Origin of the sequence: Streptococcus sp. 9903, assembly GCF_013276625.1 — a bacterium.
GTDB lineage: Bacteria > Bacillota > Bacilli > Lactobacillales > Streptococcaceae > Streptococcus.
In genome coordinates, this window is the sequence record NZ_VMLI01000014.1 from 69,725 (window position 1) to 85,187 (window position 15,463).

Genomic DNA, 15,463 nt, shown 5'->3' on the forward strand with positions numbered 1-15,463 from the left:
NNACGAAGTCAGCTCAAAACAGTGTTTTGAAGTTGTAGATGAAGCGACGCTGACGTGGTTTGAAGAGATTTTCGAAGAGTATTAGTTAAAAACTTGATAAAGGAGAAATAAAGATGACAGAAATTTATCTAGCAGGCGGTTGTTTTTGGGGCTTAGAGGAGTATTTTTCACGTATTTCTGGAGTGCTAGCAACCAGTGTCGGCTACGCTAATGGGCAAGTCGAAACGACAAATTACCAGCTACTCAAGGAAACAGACCATGCAGAAACAGTTCAAGTGATTTATGATGAGAAGACAGTGTCACTTAGAGAGATTTTACTTTATTATTTCCGTGTCATCGACCCTTTATCCATCAATCAACAAGGGAATGACCGTGGACGTCAGTATCGGACCGGAATTTATTACCAGGACGAAGCAGACTTGCCAGCTATCTACACAGTGGTGCAGGAGCAGGAGCGCATGCTGGGTCGAAAGATTGCAGTGGAAGTGGAGAAACTACGTCATTACATTCTGGCTGAAAACTACCATCAAGACTATCTTAAGAAAAATCCTTCAGGTTACTGTCATATCGATGTGACCGATGCTGAGAAGCCATTGATTGATGCCTCTAACTATGAAAAGCCTAGTCAAGAAGTGTTAAAGAAAAGCTTAACCGAAGAGTCCTATCGTGTTACCCAAGAAGCTGCCACAGAGGCTCCATTTACCAATGCCTATGACCAAACCTTTGAAGAGGGAATTTATGTAGACATCACGACAGGTGAGCCACTCTTTTTTGCCAAGGATAAGTTTGCCTCAGGTTGTGGTTGGCCAAGTTTTAGCCGTCCGATTTCCAAGGAATTGATTCATTATTACAAGGATCTCAGTCATGGAATGGAGCGAATCGAGGTTCGTTCTCGGTCAGGCAATGCTCACCTAGGTCATGTTTTCACAGATGGACCTCGGGAGTTAGGCGGCCTCCGTTACTGTATCAATTCTGCTTCTTTACGCTTTGTGGCCAAGGATGAGATGGAAAAAGCAGGATATGGATATCTATTGCCTTACTTAAACAAATAAAACAGAGAGGGTGGGTGCTTCCCACTTTCTTCATTTTCAGAATAAGAATAGAAGGGATTTATGAAACACTTACTATCTTACTTTAAACCCTACATCAAGGAATCCATTTTATCCCCCTTGTTCAAGCTATTAGAAGCTGTGTTTGAGCTTCTTGTTCCCATGGTGATTGCAGGGATTGTTGACCAATCCTTGCCCCAGAGAGATCAAGGACACCTCTGGATGCAGATTGGCCTGCTCCTTATCTTTGCAGGGATTGGCGTTGTAGTGGCCTTAATAGCCCAGTTTTACTCAGCCAAGGCTGCGGTTGGTTTTGCCAAAGAACTGACAAACGACCTTTATCGTCATATTCTTTCCTTGCCCAAGGATAGCAGAGACCGTCTGACCACTTCTAGTTTGGTGACTCGCTTGACTTCGGACACCTATCAGATTCAGACTGGTATCAATCAATTCCTGCGCCTCTTTTTGCGAGCACCTATTATCGTTTTTGGAGCCATTTTTATGGCTTATCGCATCTCGGCTGAGCTGACTTTCTGGTTCTTGGTCATGGTTATCATTTTGACCGTCGTCATTGTAGGTCTTTCTAGGTTGGTCAATCCTCTCTACAGTAGTCTCAGAAAGAAAACGGACCAACTGGTTCAGGAAACACGTCAGCAATTACAAGGGATGCGGGTTATTCGTGCTTTTGGGCAAGAAAAACGAGAGTTACAGATTTTTCAAACCCTTAACCAAGTCTATGCTATATTACAAGAGAAAACAGGTTTCTGGTCTAGTTTATTAACACCTCTGACCTATTTGATTGTCAATGGAACTCTCCTCGTTATTATCTGGCAGGGATATATTTCTATTCAGGGAGGATTGCTCAGTCAAGGTGCTCTCATTGCCCTTATTAATTATCTCCTACAGATTTTGGTGGAATTGGTCAAGCTAGCCATGCTGATAAATTCTCTCAACCAGTCCTATATCTCAGCTAAGCGAATTGAGGAAGTCTTTGCCGAGGTTCCAGAAGATATCCATTCAGAATTAGAACAAAAGCAAGCTACCAGTGATCAGGTTTTACAAGTTCAAGAACTGACCTTTACCTATCCTGATGCGGCCCAGCCTTCTCTGAGAGATATTTCCTTTGATATGAAGCAAGGGCAAATCCTGGGTATCATTGGGGGAACGGGTTCTGGTAAATCAAGTTTGGTGCAACTCATCCTTGGACTTTATCCAGCAGACAAGGGGAACATTGACCTTTATCAAAATGGACGTAGTCCTCTTAATTTGGAGCAGTGGCGGTCTTGGATTGCCTATGTACCTCAAAAGGTCGAGCTCTTTAAAGGAACCATTCGTTCCAACCTGACTCTAGGTTTACATCAAGAAGTAACTGACCAAGAGCTTTGGCAGGCCTTGGAAATTGCACAAGCCAAGGATTTTGTCAGTGATAAGGAAGGACTCTTGGATGCTCTAGTTGAGGCAGGAGGGCGAAATTTCTCGGGCGGTCAAAAACAAAGGCTGTCTATCGCACGAGCAGTCTTGCGGCAGGGTCCGTTTCTCATCCTAGATGATGCGACCTCGGCCCTTGACACCATTACTGAGTCCAAGCTCTTGAAAGCTATCCGAGAAAACCTGCCAAATACAAGTTTAATCTTGATTTCTCAACGAACCTCGACTTTACAGATGGCTGACCAGATTCTCCTCGTAGAAAAAGGAGAGCTCCTAGCTATCGGCAAGCACGAGGACTTGATGAAATCCAGTCAAGTTTATCGTGAAATCAATGCATCTCAACATGGAAAGGAGGACTAGCATGAGACGACAAACTGCAAACCAGACGCTCAAACGTTTGGCCAAAGATTTAGCAAGCCATCCCTTCCTCCTTTTCCTAGCCTTTCTAGGAACTATTGCCCAAGTTGGCTTATCAATTTACCTACCTATCTTGATTGGGCAGGTCATTGACCAGGTTCTGGTGGCTGGTTCTTCACCAGTTTTTTGGCAGATTTTTCTCCAGATGATCTTGGTGGTCATAGGAAATACACTGGTACAATGGGCCAATCCTCTTCTTTATAATCGTCTAATCTTCTCTTATACCAAAGACTTGCGAGAGCGAATCATCTATAAGCTCCATCGTTTACCGATTGCTTTTGTGGATCGGCAAGGTAGTGGGGAGATGGTTAGTCGTGTAACTACCGATATCGAACAGTTGGCAGCTGGCTTGACCATGATTTTTAACCAATTTTTCATTGGTGTCTTGATGATTTTGGTTAGTATTTTAGCCATGCTTCAAATTCATCTCCTCATGACTCTTTTGGTCTTGCTGTTGACGCCACTGTCTATGGTGATTTCACGCTTTATTGCCAAGAGATCCTATCATCTCTTCCAAAAACAAACAGAGACGAGGGGAATTCAAACTCAGTTGATTGAAGAATCGCTTAGCCAGCAGACCATTATCCAGTCCTTTAATGCTCAGGCAGAATTTATCCAAAGGTTGCGTGAGGCTAATGACAACTACGCAAGCTATTCGCAGTCAGCCATCTTTTATTCATCAACGGTCAATCCTTCGACTCGCTTTGTAAATGCGCTCATTTATGCGCTTCTAGCTGGAGTGGGAGCTTATCGTATCATGATGGGCTCTACCTTGACCATTGGACGCTTAGTGACTTTTTTGAACTATGTTCAACAGTACACCAAACCCTTTAACGATATTTCTTCAGTGCTAGCTGAGTTGCAAAGTGCTCTCGCTTGTGCAGAGCGTGTCTATGCTGTCTTAGAAATCTCTGAGGTAGCTGAAAGTGGTAAGGAAGTCTTGACCAGTGACCAAGTTAAGGGAGCTATTTCCTTTAAACAGGTTTCTTTTGGCTACCATCCTGAAAAGATTTTGATTAAGGATTTATCTATTGATATTCCAGCTGGTAGCAAGGTTGCCATTGTTGGTCCGACAGGTGCTGGCAAATCAACCCTTATCAATCTCCTCATGCGTTTTTATCCCATTAATTCAGGAGATATCTTGCTGGATGGGAAATCCATTTATGACTATAGTCGTGCCTCTTTACGCCAGCAGTTTGGCATGGTGCTCCAAGAAACCTGGCTCAAGCAAGGGACTATTCATGACAATATTGCCTTTGGAAATCCTAAAGCCAGTAGGGAGCAGGTGATTACTGCTGCCAAAGCAGCCAATGCGGACTTTTTCATCCAACAGTTGCCACAGGGATACGATACCAAGTTGGAAAATGCAGGAGAATCTCTCTCTGTTGGGCAAGCCCAGCTCCTGACCATCGCCCGAGTCTTTCTGGCTATTCCAAAGATTCTTATCTTAGACGAAGCAACTTCATCCATCGATACGCGGACAGAAGTGCTGGTACAGGATGCCTTTGCTAAACTCATGAAGGGGCGTACAAGCTTTATCATTGCTCACCGTTTGTCAACTATTCAGGATGCAGATTTGATTCTTGTCTTGGTGGATGGCGATATTGTGGAGCATGGCAATCATCAGGACCTCATGGCTAGAAAAGGCAAGTATTACCAAATGCAGCAAGCTGCAGCTTTTAGCTCTGAATAAGCCATTCTCTTTTGAAAGTTTATGGACGAAAAAAGTTGCCTTCGGGTGACTTTTTTGTTACAATAGCTAGAAAAATTGTTCACTGTAAATTGTCTTTTAGAAAAGGAGCCTAGAATGAAAGTCTTTCATCATGTAAATATCGTGACTTGTGACAAAGATTTCCATGTTTATCTAGATGGAATCTTAGCTGTTAAGGATTCTCAAATAGTCTATGTCGGTCAAGAGCAGTCAGAGATTTTAGAGCAAGCTGAGCAGATTATAGACTATCAGGGGGCCTGGATTATGCCTGGTTTGGTCAATTGTCACACCCATTCTGCTATGACAGGATTGAGAGGAATTCGAGATGATAGCAATCTCCATGAATGGCTTAATGACTATATCTGGCCAGCAGAAGCAGGATTTACTCCCGACATGACTACAAGAGCGGTTAAAGAAGCTATGATAGAGATGCTCCAGTCGGGAACAACAACCTTTAACGATATGTATAATCCCAATGGTGTGGATATTGAACGGATTTATCAGGCAGTGAAAACTTCCAAGATGCGTTGTTATTTCTCACCGACTCTTTTTTCTTCAGAGGCAGAGACAACTGCTGAGACCATAAGCAGAACTCGAGCAATCATTGAGGAAATTATTGGATATAAAAATCCAAATTTCAAGGTGATGGTAGCCCCACATTCTCCCTACAGCTGTGATAGAGACTTGCTGGAAGAAAGTTTAGACATGGCAAAAGAGCTTGCTATTCCAATCCATATCCACGTGGCGGAGACCAAGGAGGAGTCAGGAATTATCCTGAAACGATACGGCAAACGCCCCCTCGCCTTTCTTGAAGAACTGGGTTACTTAGATCATCCGTCTGTCTTTGCTCACGGGGTCGAATTAAACGAGAGAGAAATTGAACGCTTGGCAACTTCTCAAGTGTCTATTGCCCACAATCCTATTAGTAACCTCAAACTGGCATCAGGGATTGCTCCTATCATTCAACTGCAAAAAGCAGGAGTAGCAGTCGGAATTGCGACGGATTCGGTTGCCTCCAATAACAATCTAGATATGTTTGAGGAAGGACGGACTGCAGCCCTTCTTCAGAAGATGAAAAGTGGGGATGCCAGCCAATTCCCTATTGAAACAGCTCTCAAGGCACTAACAATCGAAGGGGCTAAGGTCCTAGGAATGGAAAATCAGATAGGAAGTCTAGAAGTCGGCAAGAAGGCAGATTTTCTCGTTATTCAACCACAAGGCAAAATTCATCTCCAACCTCAGGAAAATATGCTTTCTCACCTCGTCTATGCTGTTAAATCCAGTGACGTTGATGATGTTTATATCGCTGGAGAACAGGTTGTTAAGCAAGGCCAAGTCCTAACAGTAGAACTTTAAAAGAAAAATCACGAAAAAAGTTTGCAAAAGTCTTGCATTCTTTTTTTGACTATGCTATACTTATATACGGTTTGAAAAAACTGCCTAAGACAGTAGGGGAGTTCGACTCATAAATATCCTACCGAGGACAAAACGTATCATGTAAAAAGAAGCGTATTGTACTTTCGTGTCTAGGTTTGGGCGCGTTTTTCTTTTGAAAAATTTCCCCAAGCAAAATAATAACGGAGGTGAACACACTAATGAGTGAAGCAATTATTGCTAAAAAAGCGGAACTAGTTGACGTAGTAGCTGAAAAAATGAAAGCTGCTGCATCTATCGTCGTTGTAGACGCTCGTGGTTTGACAGTTGAGCAAGATACAGTTCTTCGTCGTGAGCTTCGTGGAAGCGAAGTTGAGTATAAAGTGATTAAAAACTCAATCTTGCGTCGTGCAGCTGAAAAAGCTGGTCTTGAAGATCTTGCATCTGTATTTGTTGGACCATCTGCAGTAGCATTTTCTAACGAAGATGTTATCGCACCAGCGAAAATCTTGAACGACTTTTCTAAAAACGCTGAAGCACTTGAAATCAAAGGTGGTGCAATCGAAGGCGCTGTCGCATCTAAAGAAGAGATTCTTGCTCTTGCAACTCTTCCAAACCGCGAAGGACTTCTTTCTATGCTCCTTTCTGTACTTCAAGCGCCAGTGCGCAACGTTGCTCTTGCAGTCAAAGCGGTTGCAGACAACAAAGAAGACGCAGCTTAATCTTAAGCTACGCAGCGTAGCCTAGCTACGAAAATCTATTATAAATTTAAAACATATTTGGAGGAAATAACAATGGCATTGAACATTGAAAACATTATTGCTGAAATTAAAGAAGCTTCAATCCTTGAATTGAACGACCTTGTAAAAGCTATCGAAGAAGAATTTGGTGTAACTGCAGCTGCTCCTGTAGCTGTTGCTGCAGCTGGTGCTGCTGACGCTGGTGCTGCTAAAGATTCATTCGACGTTGAACTGACATCTGCAGGCGACAAAAAAGTTGGCGTTATCAAAGTTGTACGTGAAATCACAGGTCTTGGACTTAAAGAAGCTAAAGAACTTGTTGACGGTGCACCAGCACTTGTTAAAGAAGGCGTTGCAACTGCAGAAGCTGAAGAAATCAAAGCTAAATTGGAAGAAGCTGGAGCTTCAGTTACTCTTAAATAAGAGGCATATACCAATTAGAATTCGGGATACTATAGTATCAGCCTTTTAGAATCGTGAACACATTTTAGAAACTGATAAATTAATTTAGTTTCCTACCAAAAACCCTACCAAAAATTAATTTGGCAGGGTTTTTCTTTTTAATAAAATTATTTTGGAGAACAGGGTTCGTTTTAAATGACCAGAAGTAAGCTATGTATAGATTCGAATTATAGTAGAATTTCGTATTTCAAATTTTGTAGAAATTTTTAAGACCCCTGACTATCGTTGTCACTATTTTGCAAAACATAAAAAATCAGAGTCAGATTTAGATTTTGCGGAATTTGTCTTTCAAAATCGGGGAAATCCAGATGAATTACAACACCAATTTGGTTTTATCTATGGTGTTCAGACTGATGACAATCCACCCCAAGCTTTAGCTCGTTTTCGTCAGAATGAAATTACAAAAGAAGAAATGCTTGCTGAGTTTAGAAACCCCTATTCTTTTAAATAATTATCCATTCACAACCAATCTTTTTGTGATATAATGAAAATAGAGAAGGTTTATCAATCAAAAACAGGAGAGGAGTTACAAAAATGGCAGTAGTATCATTGGAAAATAATATTAAACTATATAGTTCAGAATTATTTCAAGCACTATTAAAAGCCTCCAATTATAAATTGGATGAGCGTATTGCTCAGACTGTTACAGAAGTCTATGCTCGTAATCTAGATTATTCTGATCCTGAACGGATGCATGTTGGTGTAACTTCTGTTGCTAACAATTTGCTTACAAAAATTAAACAAGAGTATTTTAATGTATAGTATTTTGAAAAGCCACCGAAAAAGGAATTACTCTTTAAGGTGGCTTTTATAGAAGTAAAGTTTAGGCTAGAAAAACAAGAAATAACGCACCATTTTTGGTGCGTTTTGCTTTTTTATGCTATAATGGATTTATAAAAATAAAGGAGTTTGCCATGATTGGAAAGAACATAAAATCCTTACGTAAAACACATGACTTAACACAACCCGAATTTGCCCAAATTATAGGAATTTCTCGCAATAGCTTGAGTCGTTATGAAAATGGAACTAGTCCAGTCTCTACGGAACTAATAGATATCATTTGTCAGAAGTTTAATGTATCTTATGTTGATATCGTAGGAGAAGACAAAATGCTCAATCCTGTTGAAGATTATGAATTGACTTTAAAAATTGAAATTGTGAAAGAACGAGGTGCTAATCTATTATCTCGACTCTATCGTTATCAAGATAGTCAGGGAATTAGCATTGATGATGAATCTAATCCTTGGATTTTAATGAGTGATGATCTATCTGACTTGATTCATACGAATATCTATTTAGTAGAAACTTTTGATGAAATAGAGAGATATATCGGTTATTTGGATGGAATTGAACGTATGTTAGAGATATCTGAAAAACGGATGGTAGCCTAATGGAAATCCAAGATTATACCGATAGTGAATTCAAACATGCTTTGGCACGGAATCTTCGTTCTCTGACAAGAGGAAAAAAGTTCAGTAAGCAACCTATAGCGATTTTGCTTGGAGGGCAAAGTGGTGCTGGCAAGACTACAATTCATCGTATTAAACAGAAAGAATTTCAAGGAAATATTGTTATCATAGATGGCGATAGTTTTCGTTCTCAGCATCCACACTATTTAGAACTGCAGCAAGAATATGGCAAAGATAGCGTTGAATACACCAAGGATTTTGCAGGGAAAATGGTAGAGTCTTTAGTAACCGAATTGAGTCATTTGGGATACAATCTTTTGATTGAGGGAACTTTACGAACGATAGATGTTCCAAAGAAAACAGCACAACTCTTGAAAAGTGAGGGATATGAAGTACAATTAGCCTTAATTGCGACAAAGCCCAAATTGTCCTATCTGAGCACCCTTATCCGATACGAAGAACTGTACGCTGTCAATCCAAATCAAGCACGCGCAACTCCAAAAGAACATCATGATTTCATTGTAAATCATCTAGTTGATAATACACGACAATTGGAAGAACTGGCTATCTTTGAAAGAATTCAAATTTATCAACGAGATAGAAGTTGTGTATATGATTCAGGAGAAGATAAAACTTCAGCAGCAGAAGTGCTACAAGAATGCCTCTTCGGAAAATGGAGCAAGGTAGAGAAAGAGATGTTGAAGGTGGGGGAAAAGAGACTTAATGAATTACTTGAAAAATAAACAATTGATATTTTTAGGAGAGTAGAAGTGAGAGGATTTAATAACAAGATAAAGTTTGTTTATCAAGAACTAACAAATTCCAAAGAGAAATTCGGTAGCTTTCACAAGACTTTAATTCATTTGCATACACCTGCTTCTTATGATTACAAGCTATTTTCTAATTGGACTGCAACGAAATATAGAAAAATTACTGAAGATGAACTATATGATATATTTTTTGAAAATAAGAAAATAAAAGTTGATAAGACAATTTTTTTTAGTAATTTTGATAAGGTTGTTTTTTCTAGTTCAAAAGAATATATTAGTTTTCTTATGTTAGCAGAGGCAATCATAAAAAATGGAATAGAAATAGTTGTAGTAACTGATCATAATACTACCAAAGGTATTAAAAAGTTACAAATGGCAGTCTCAATCATAATGAAAAATTATCCGATTTATGATATACATCCTCATATTTTACATGGAGTAGAAATTAGTGCAGCAGATAAATTGCATATTGTATGTATATATGATTATGAACAAGAGTCATGGGTTAATCAATGGTTAAGTGAAAATATTATAAGTGAGAAAGATGGAAGTTATCAACATTCACTGACTATCATGAAAGATTTCAATAATCAAAAAATAGTTAATTATATTGCTCATTTCAATAGTTATAACATTTTGAAAAAAGGTTCTCACTTATCAGGTGCATATAAACGAAAAATTTTTTCTAAAGAAAACACACGATTTATTGGTGTTAAAAATATAAATTCTGTTGAAGGTTCTAGAAAAAAACTATTAACAGATTTTAATTGTGAGCCCAATTTTCTATTAGATAATGATTCTCACGAAATTGATTCACTCGGGAAGAACAATCTGTGGTTGAAAGGTGGAAAAATTTCTTTCAAGATGTTTCAAGAAGCATTGTTTGATTATAATGTATCAGTTAGTTTATGTGAGCCAAGCTTTAAACAAAAGTCCTATATAAAAGGATTATATATAGAAAATCGTGGGGAAAATAGAAGTTTTCTTGCAGGTGATAAGTTAAAAAAAGATAAAGACTTCTTTTTAACATTTTCACCATCTATGAATTGTTTAATTGGAGGGAGAGGTACAGGTAAAAGCACATTAATTGATATGTTACAATTTGTACTTTCTCAAGATTGTGATAAGCAAAGCAAATTGGAATTTCTATGTAACCATGCAAATGCTTTTGTACTCTATGTTTTAGAAGAAACTGAATATATTATTGAAGTTAGTTTGCCAGATGTCAAACAAGAAAATAAGGATAATATTTTACAATATTATGGGCAAAATCGAGAGAATAGGTTTGGCTATTCTTATATATTTAATTCTGACTCTATTAAAGAATGGACACGGTCTCAGTACACAAAAGTTTATAAAGTTGAAGGTAACCATTTTAAATTAGTTGATAAAACTAGAATTTTAGAGAAAATGTTTGATAGGAGATATTCTGTTAATGAGTTAGTTAAAACAGCTGACGGTGAAAAAATTACAGAATTTATTTCTAATTTAATGATTAAAAATAAAAAATTACCGAGACCAGACTATGGGCTAAGAACTCAGACACTCGAATCGTTTGAAGCAAAATTAAAGGAACTTGATGAATATTTAAAACAGCGGAAGCAATTAATACTCGAAATTATTGAGGATTTTAATGAAACTCAGATTGGTAAGTTAAGAATTTGTTATGAGCAAATTGATAGATGGGAAGAACCGCATTTCGAAAATTATCTTTTCAAGAATAATCGTTCTTCGTTTGATAATTATAGAATTAGTATGCAAGATGTAGCAGACGTTTTATATCTTATCTATCGGGAATTAGGATTGAAAGAATTTGTTAAAGTCATTGTAAGACAAAATATCCCTAATAAGTATTTTATGCTTTTAAAAAGTATCTCTGAAGATAATTTTGCAAAACAAGAAAATAATTGGAGAGATAAATCTGAAATTAATGAATACAACATTACGCATTTAAAAAAGAGTATCTACTCTTTAATTGAAAATAGTAGTTTATTAAATGAGTTTAAAAGAGTTTTAAAAGAGCATGTAGCTAATGAAAGGTTATTTTTGGAGTTTAATATTAACTCGAAAGAATCTTCGCACCAACTTGATATTGTCTATAAAGAAGTTGGTGTATTAAGTTTGGGACAAAAAGTTGTAGCCATGCTTGATTTTTTATTAGCATATAGTGATTATTCTAAAGACTTCAGACCATTGATTATTGATCAGCCTGAAGACAATCTAGACAATCGTTATATTTACAGGCATTTAGTTCAGCAGTTTAGAGATGTGAAAGCTCAACGTCAAATTATTTTAGCAACACATAATGCTACAATTGTAACAAATTCTATGACAGATCAAGTTGTTATTATGGAGTCAGATGGAGTTAACGGATGGATTGAATCACAGGGATATGTTAGTGAAAAATATATAAAAAATCATATCATCAATCAATTAGAGGGAGGAAAAGATTCCTTCAAGCATAAAATGTCTATATATGAGACGGCTTTATCAGAGTAGAGTCAGAAAAAGTAGGTTAGAAATTTAGCCTACTTTTTTCTTTGTCCGACAGGCATAGTGTACATCTGAGGTACAAGTCCTCTGTGGATATTTGTTGCAGCAATCTAAATCGTTTGATGATTTTTTAGAGAAAGCAAAGCAGTTGTATGTTCAGATTGATTTTAGTCAAAAGCATAGCCGTTTTTTGATGACAGATAGAACGATGATAAAACCAATTCGAGGACGCCAACTCAGCAAACGAGATTTATATGATGAAGAATTTTTTAGAATACATTTTGCCAAACAAGAGATTGAAAGTCGTTTAGAATTTTTGTTGAACCGTGTCAATTCTTTAGAAGATTTAATAACAAAAGCAAAAGAATTGAATCTAACCATTGACTTAAAACAAAAAAATGTAACTTTTATCCTGGAAGAAGATAATCAAAAGATAAGCCTGAATCATAAAAAAATTAGCGATAAGAAATTGTACGATGTTCAATTTTTTAATCGTTATTTTGAAGATAGAGAAGTTAGAGATATTCAAGCATTAGAAAATCTTCAGGAAGATTTTCAGACTTTTCGAGAGGAGCAGCATAAGGAGAAAGTCTCCGCTGAAGAAATCGAGGAAGCCTTCAAGAAATACAAGGAAAAACGAGATGCTATCCATGAGTTTGAGATTGAACTTACGGATAATCAGATAGAGAAGTTGGTTGATGATGGTATCTATATCCGGGTTTCGTTTGGTATTAAACAGAGTGGACTCATCTTTATTCCTAACTACCAGCTAGATATTTTTGAGGAAGACAATCAGAAAAAATATAAAGTCTACATTCGAGAAACGTCTTTTTACTTTGTCTATAATAAAGAAAACAAGGATAATAATTGTTTCATCAAGGGTAGGACTTTAATCAGATAATTGAGCAACGATAGCCAAAAACTCCCATATAGACGACCAACTTTAAAAAGTCTTTAAGACAAGATTTCTGAAATTAATCTTATGATTGAACTATCTAACACGAACAAACAATACCAAGAAATCAAAGATGAGCTTGTATTAGAAATTGCAGAGATTGATATGAAGCTAGAAGAAACCCAAGAAAAAATCGCCACCTTAAACAAGATGGTGGAAGTCCTTATCAATTTGAAGAGTGAAGATCATGAGACTAGAAAATTAGCTAAGTATGATTTTGCCCAAATGAACATGACGGAATCAATAACGTTAGATCGACTCAATACAGATATTTTAAAATTACAACAGGAACTTGGTAATGAAATTAATGAATATGAGGAGATAGCTAGAAGACAGGATTCGTTTGTGAAAATTATTAATACCAATAAATTTACAGTCCTAAAATTTCACGAGAATGCTTTACTAGAATAATAGTATTTACGACTAATTCGTTAAAATATAGAGAATAATTTCATTTATTTTTTATTTACTAGTTTATTAAAATGATCAGTATGGTGTAATCTTAACTTGTCTTCTCTTAAAATATCGAGAACTTGTATGGCCTGTTTCATTTTTTCAATTCCACTACTTAATTGGCGTTTAAATTCATAGTATCCAGTTGCATAGAGAAAAACTGTCTGTTCATAGAAGTTAAATTCATTATCTAATAATGTTTTTATCTCACTAATTAAATAGGAACAATTAGAAAATTTTTCCTCATCTATACTAAGAATTAAACAATTTATAGCAAGTTGAGTGACCATTCGTTTATTGGTTTTATTCAGAGAAGAGTAGATATAATTCTTTAACAATTCCTTTGTCAATAAGAAGTAGGAATTGTAGTTAATTGTTCGTGCACAGTTACCAAATATAATAATCTCATAGTAACCCCATTTTTCGACTTTAAAAAGATAGCCTGTCAGTTGAAGTAGTTCTTCATCTGATGGAATGATCCTCGAATCCATTGTGTGCAGAATGGATTTTACCATAGTTTTCTCTAAAGGATCTAGAGTGTAATTTGTAGTGTCAGATAGTAGGCACGCTATATTATCAATACTTTGTGATGAGTATTGTTTACGAATATATTGAACTAGGTTAGCAAATGATTCACTATTGGTGTAGTCATCATCGTGTAAAATAAGAAACTCATCTAGGGTAACGTGCAACTTGTCTAAAATATTGATTAGTCTAATACATGAGATTTCTGATTCTCCACGTTCGAATCGAGATATTTGAGATTTAGAAAGATGCTCGTCAGCAACAGAACATAAACTGATTTGTTTTCCTTTACGAACTTTTCTGAGTGTGATACCAAGTTTTGATTTCATAATTTTCCCGTTTTCCCAACAAAAAAGTAATTGATTCTTATTTATTGTACAATAAATAAAAACTGAAAGGAAGTCTAAATATGAAGAAAATTTTAAAAAATTCCCCAATTTTATTGTTGGTAATGGATATTATTATTGTCGGTGGATAAAATGTTTAGGTGTACACCTAAGAGTCTGGGACAAAAAGATTTTGATTTTAGGAATTCTTGATTATAAATTTTAAAAATCGATAGATTAGACAAAAAAGCGAATAAGACAGAATTCTGAGTGTCAGATAACTCGTTTTGTTAGCTTTTTATATTTAAGGTTAGACTTTTGTCCCAGACTCTTAGTACTGGTTGGAGGATACGATGAAAGATAGTATGGTTAATTATTGGTTAAATTATTTTCCGGAGTATAGTTTAGAAACGTTTGAAGTAGAATAGATATTAAGGGCCTATCTTTCTCTTATTCCAAAGACTCAGCTCCTGTAATAGAAAATTTAAATTTGACTATTGATTCAGGACAGAGAATTGCACTAGTCGGTCAACCGGGGTCAGGAAAAAGTACGTTATCAAAAATACCATCAGGATTATATAAGATTGATACAGGAAAAGTTTTATTTGATGGTGTAAATATTAATCAAATAGATAAAAAAATATTAAGTCAAAATTTAGGAGTAGTTCCACAGGATTCATTTTTATTGAACAGAAGTATTCTTGATAATATAACTTTAAAGCACGAAGTTACTTCACAAAAGATAGAGGAAGTTTGTAAAGCAGTTCAAATCTATGATGAAATCATGGCTATGCCGATGAAATTTAATACTATCATCTCAGAGATGGGTTCAAATATTTCAGGTATTCAAAGACAACGGATAGCACTGGCACGTGCATTAATAAATAATCCTAGTATTGTAATTTTAGATGAGGCAACTAGTGCATTAGACACTATTAATGAGGAAAGAATAACAAAGTATATAAAAAGTCAGGGCTGTACTCAAATAATTGTAGTTCACAGATTGTTATCGATTAAGGATGCGGGATATTATTTTTGTAATGAAAGGTGGTAAGATTGTTGAGTCAGGAAATCATAAGTACTTAATGGCTCTTGGTGGAGATGACTAGAGCTTATATACAAAAAGGAAATGAGGTGTACAGAAAATGAAGAAAGAAAATGAATATGTAATTTCAACAGCAGCCTCACTAGGGGTGATGATTGGAATAGTGTTTGCAATTTTTTTAGATTTTCCAGTTGAATATGGTATTTCTTTAGGCTTGTTGAATGGAATAGTATTGGGTTCGCTGATTGTTTACAAAAACAATAATAATTAAGCATAATTTTTTGCTGTAAACTAACGAGTAGAGAT

13 protein-coding genes, 1 pseudogene and 1 other annotated feature are annotated in these 15,463 nt (G+C 36.5%); of the genes and pseudogenes, 13 read left to right on the forward strand and 1 reads right to left on the reverse strand.

The window, feature by feature from the left end; genetic code table 11:
• Positions 1-113 precede the first annotated feature (113 nt).
• From msrB to HT696_RS10750, 11 genes and pseudogenes are all read left to right on the forward strand, one after another.
• Positions 114-1,052: a peptide-methionine (R)-S-oxide reductase MsrB gene (gene msrB / locus HT696_RS06395; RefSeq protein WP_173275794.1), complete on the forward strand. Its 939-nt coding sequence runs from the start codon at positions 114-116 to the stop codon at positions 1,050-1,052.
• A 60-nt stretch (positions 1,053-1,112) separates the two neighbouring features.
• Positions 1,113-2,837: an ABC transporter ATP-binding protein gene (locus HT696_RS06400; RefSeq protein WP_173282667.1), complete on the forward strand. Its 1,725-nt coding sequence runs from the start codon at positions 1,113-1,115 to the stop codon at positions 2,835-2,837.
• A 1-nt stretch (position 2,838) separates the two neighbouring features.
• On the forward strand, positions 2,839-4,587 hold the full coding sequence (locus tag HT696_RS06405; RefSeq protein ID WP_173283446.1) for an ABC transporter ATP-binding protein: 1,749 nt from the start codon (positions 2,839-2,841) through the stop codon (positions 4,585-4,587).
• A 114-nt stretch (positions 4,588-4,701) separates the two neighbouring features.
• Entirely contained in the window at positions 4,702-5,961 is a 1,260-nt protein-coding gene (locus HT696_RS06410) for a TRZ/ATZ family protein (protein ID WP_173219093.1), read from the forward strand.
• Between the two features lie 65 nt (positions 5,962-6,026).
• Positions 6,027-6,162: a sequence feature (ribosomal protein L10 leader region), on the forward strand.
• A gap of 38 nt (positions 6,163-6,200) precedes the next feature.
• Positions 6,201-6,701: a 50S ribosomal protein L10 gene (gene rplJ / locus HT696_RS06415; protein ID WP_001287277.1), complete on the forward strand. Its 501-nt coding sequence runs from the start codon at positions 6,201-6,203 to the stop codon at positions 6,699-6,701.
• A 72-nt stretch (positions 6,702-6,773) separates the two neighbouring features.
• Entirely contained in the window at positions 6,774-7,142 is a 369-nt protein-coding gene (rplL, locus tag HT696_RS06420) for a 50S ribosomal protein L7/L12 (protein WP_001196965.1), read from the forward strand.
• 573 nt (positions 7,143-7,715) lie between these two features.
• On the forward strand, positions 7,716-7,943 hold the full coding sequence (locus HT696_RS06425) for a hypothetical protein (RefSeq protein ID WP_050243459.1): 228 nt from the start codon (positions 7,716-7,718) through the stop codon (positions 7,941-7,943).
• Positions 7,944-8,095: 152 nt separating this feature from the next.
• Positions 8,096-8,572 carry a type II toxin-antitoxin system antitoxin PezA gene (gene pezA, locus HT696_RS06430; protein WP_112445231.1) on the forward strand — a complete coding sequence of 159 codons (477 nt, stop codon included), beginning with the start codon at positions 8,096-8,098 and terminating at the stop codon, positions 8,570-8,572.
• Positions 8,572-9,333, forward strand: a complete 762-nt coding sequence (gene pezT / locus HT696_RS06435; protein WP_173253370.1) for a type II toxin-antitoxin system toxin PezT — start codon at positions 8,572-8,574, stop codon at positions 9,331-9,333. Before pezA ends, pezT begins: the two co-directional genes overlap by 1 nt.
• A gap of 27 nt (positions 9,334-9,360) precedes the next feature.
• On the forward strand, positions 9,361-11,859 hold the full coding sequence (locus HT696_RS10900; RefSeq protein WP_112445227.1) for a Spaf_1101 family AAA-like ATPase: 2,499 nt from the start codon (positions 9,361-9,363) through the stop codon (positions 11,857-11,859).
• 88 nt (positions 11,860-11,947) lie between these two features.
• A pseudogene (locus HT696_RS10750) lies at positions 11,948-13,219 on the forward strand (SAG1250 family conjugative relaxase); the annotation flags it as partial.
• A 44-nt stretch (positions 13,220-13,263) separates the two neighbouring features.
• Here HT696_RS10750 and HT696_RS06460 read toward each other — a convergent pair.
• Positions 13,264-14,115, reverse strand: coding sequence for an Rgg/GadR/MutR family transcriptional regulator (locus HT696_RS06460; RefSeq protein WP_173283447.1), 852 nt, complete (start codon positions 14,113-14,115; stop codon positions 13,264-13,266).
• Between the two features lie 487 nt (positions 14,116-14,602).
• On the opposite strand from HT696_RS06460, the gene HT696_RS06465 reads away from it, so the two are divergent.
• Complete coding sequence (locus HT696_RS06465; protein ID WP_226946486.1) at positions 14,603-15,166, forward strand: ATP-binding cassette domain-containing protein; 564 nt, start codon at positions 14,603-14,605, stop codon at positions 15,164-15,166.
• A 91-nt stretch (positions 15,167-15,257) separates the two neighbouring features.
• Positions 15,258-15,428, forward strand: a complete 171-nt coding sequence (locus tag HT696_RS06470; RefSeq protein ID WP_050243184.1) for a hypothetical protein — start codon at positions 15,258-15,260, stop codon at positions 15,426-15,428.
• The last annotated feature ends 35 nt before the right edge of the window (positions 15,429-15,463 follow it).

Coding starts and splice junctions, on each gene's coding strand:
- HT696_RS06460 (WP_173283447.1), bottom strand. CDS start 14,115: ATGAAATCAAAACTTGGTATCACACTCAGAAAAGTTCGTAAAGGAAAA.
- msrB (WP_173275794.1), top strand. CDS start 114: ATGACAGAAATTTATCTAGCAGGCGGTTGTTTTTGGGGCTTAGAGGAG.
- pezT (WP_173253370.1), top strand. CDS start 8,572: ATGGAAATCCAAGATTATACCGATAGTGAATTCAAACATGCTTTGGCA.
- HT696_RS06410 (WP_173219093.1), top strand. CDS start 4,702: ATGAAAGTCTTTCATCATGTAAATATCGTGACTTGTGACAAAGATTTC.
- rplL (WP_001196965.1), top strand. CDS start 6,774: ATGGCATTGAACATTGAAAACATTATTGCTGAAATTAAAGAAGCTTCA.
- HT696_RS06405 (WP_173283446.1), top strand. CDS start 2,839: ATGAGACGACAAACTGCAAACCAGACGCTCAAACGTTTGGCCAAAGAT.
- HT696_RS06425 (WP_050243459.1), top strand. CDS start 7,716: ATGGCAGTAGTATCATTGGAAAATAATATTAAACTATATAGTTCAGAA.
- rplJ (WP_001287277.1), top strand. CDS start 6,201: ATGAGTGAAGCAATTATTGCTAAAAAAGCGGAACTAGTTGACGTAGTA.
- HT696_RS06400 (WP_173282667.1), top strand. CDS start 1,113: ATGAAACACTTACTATCTTACTTTAAACCCTACATCAAGGAATCCATT.
- pezA (WP_112445231.1), top strand. CDS start 8,096: ATGATTGGAAAGAACATAAAATCCTTACGTAAAACACATGACTTAACA.
- HT696_RS06470 (WP_050243184.1), top strand. CDS start 15,258: ATGAAGAAAGAAAATGAATATGTAATTTCAACAGCAGCCTCACTAGGG.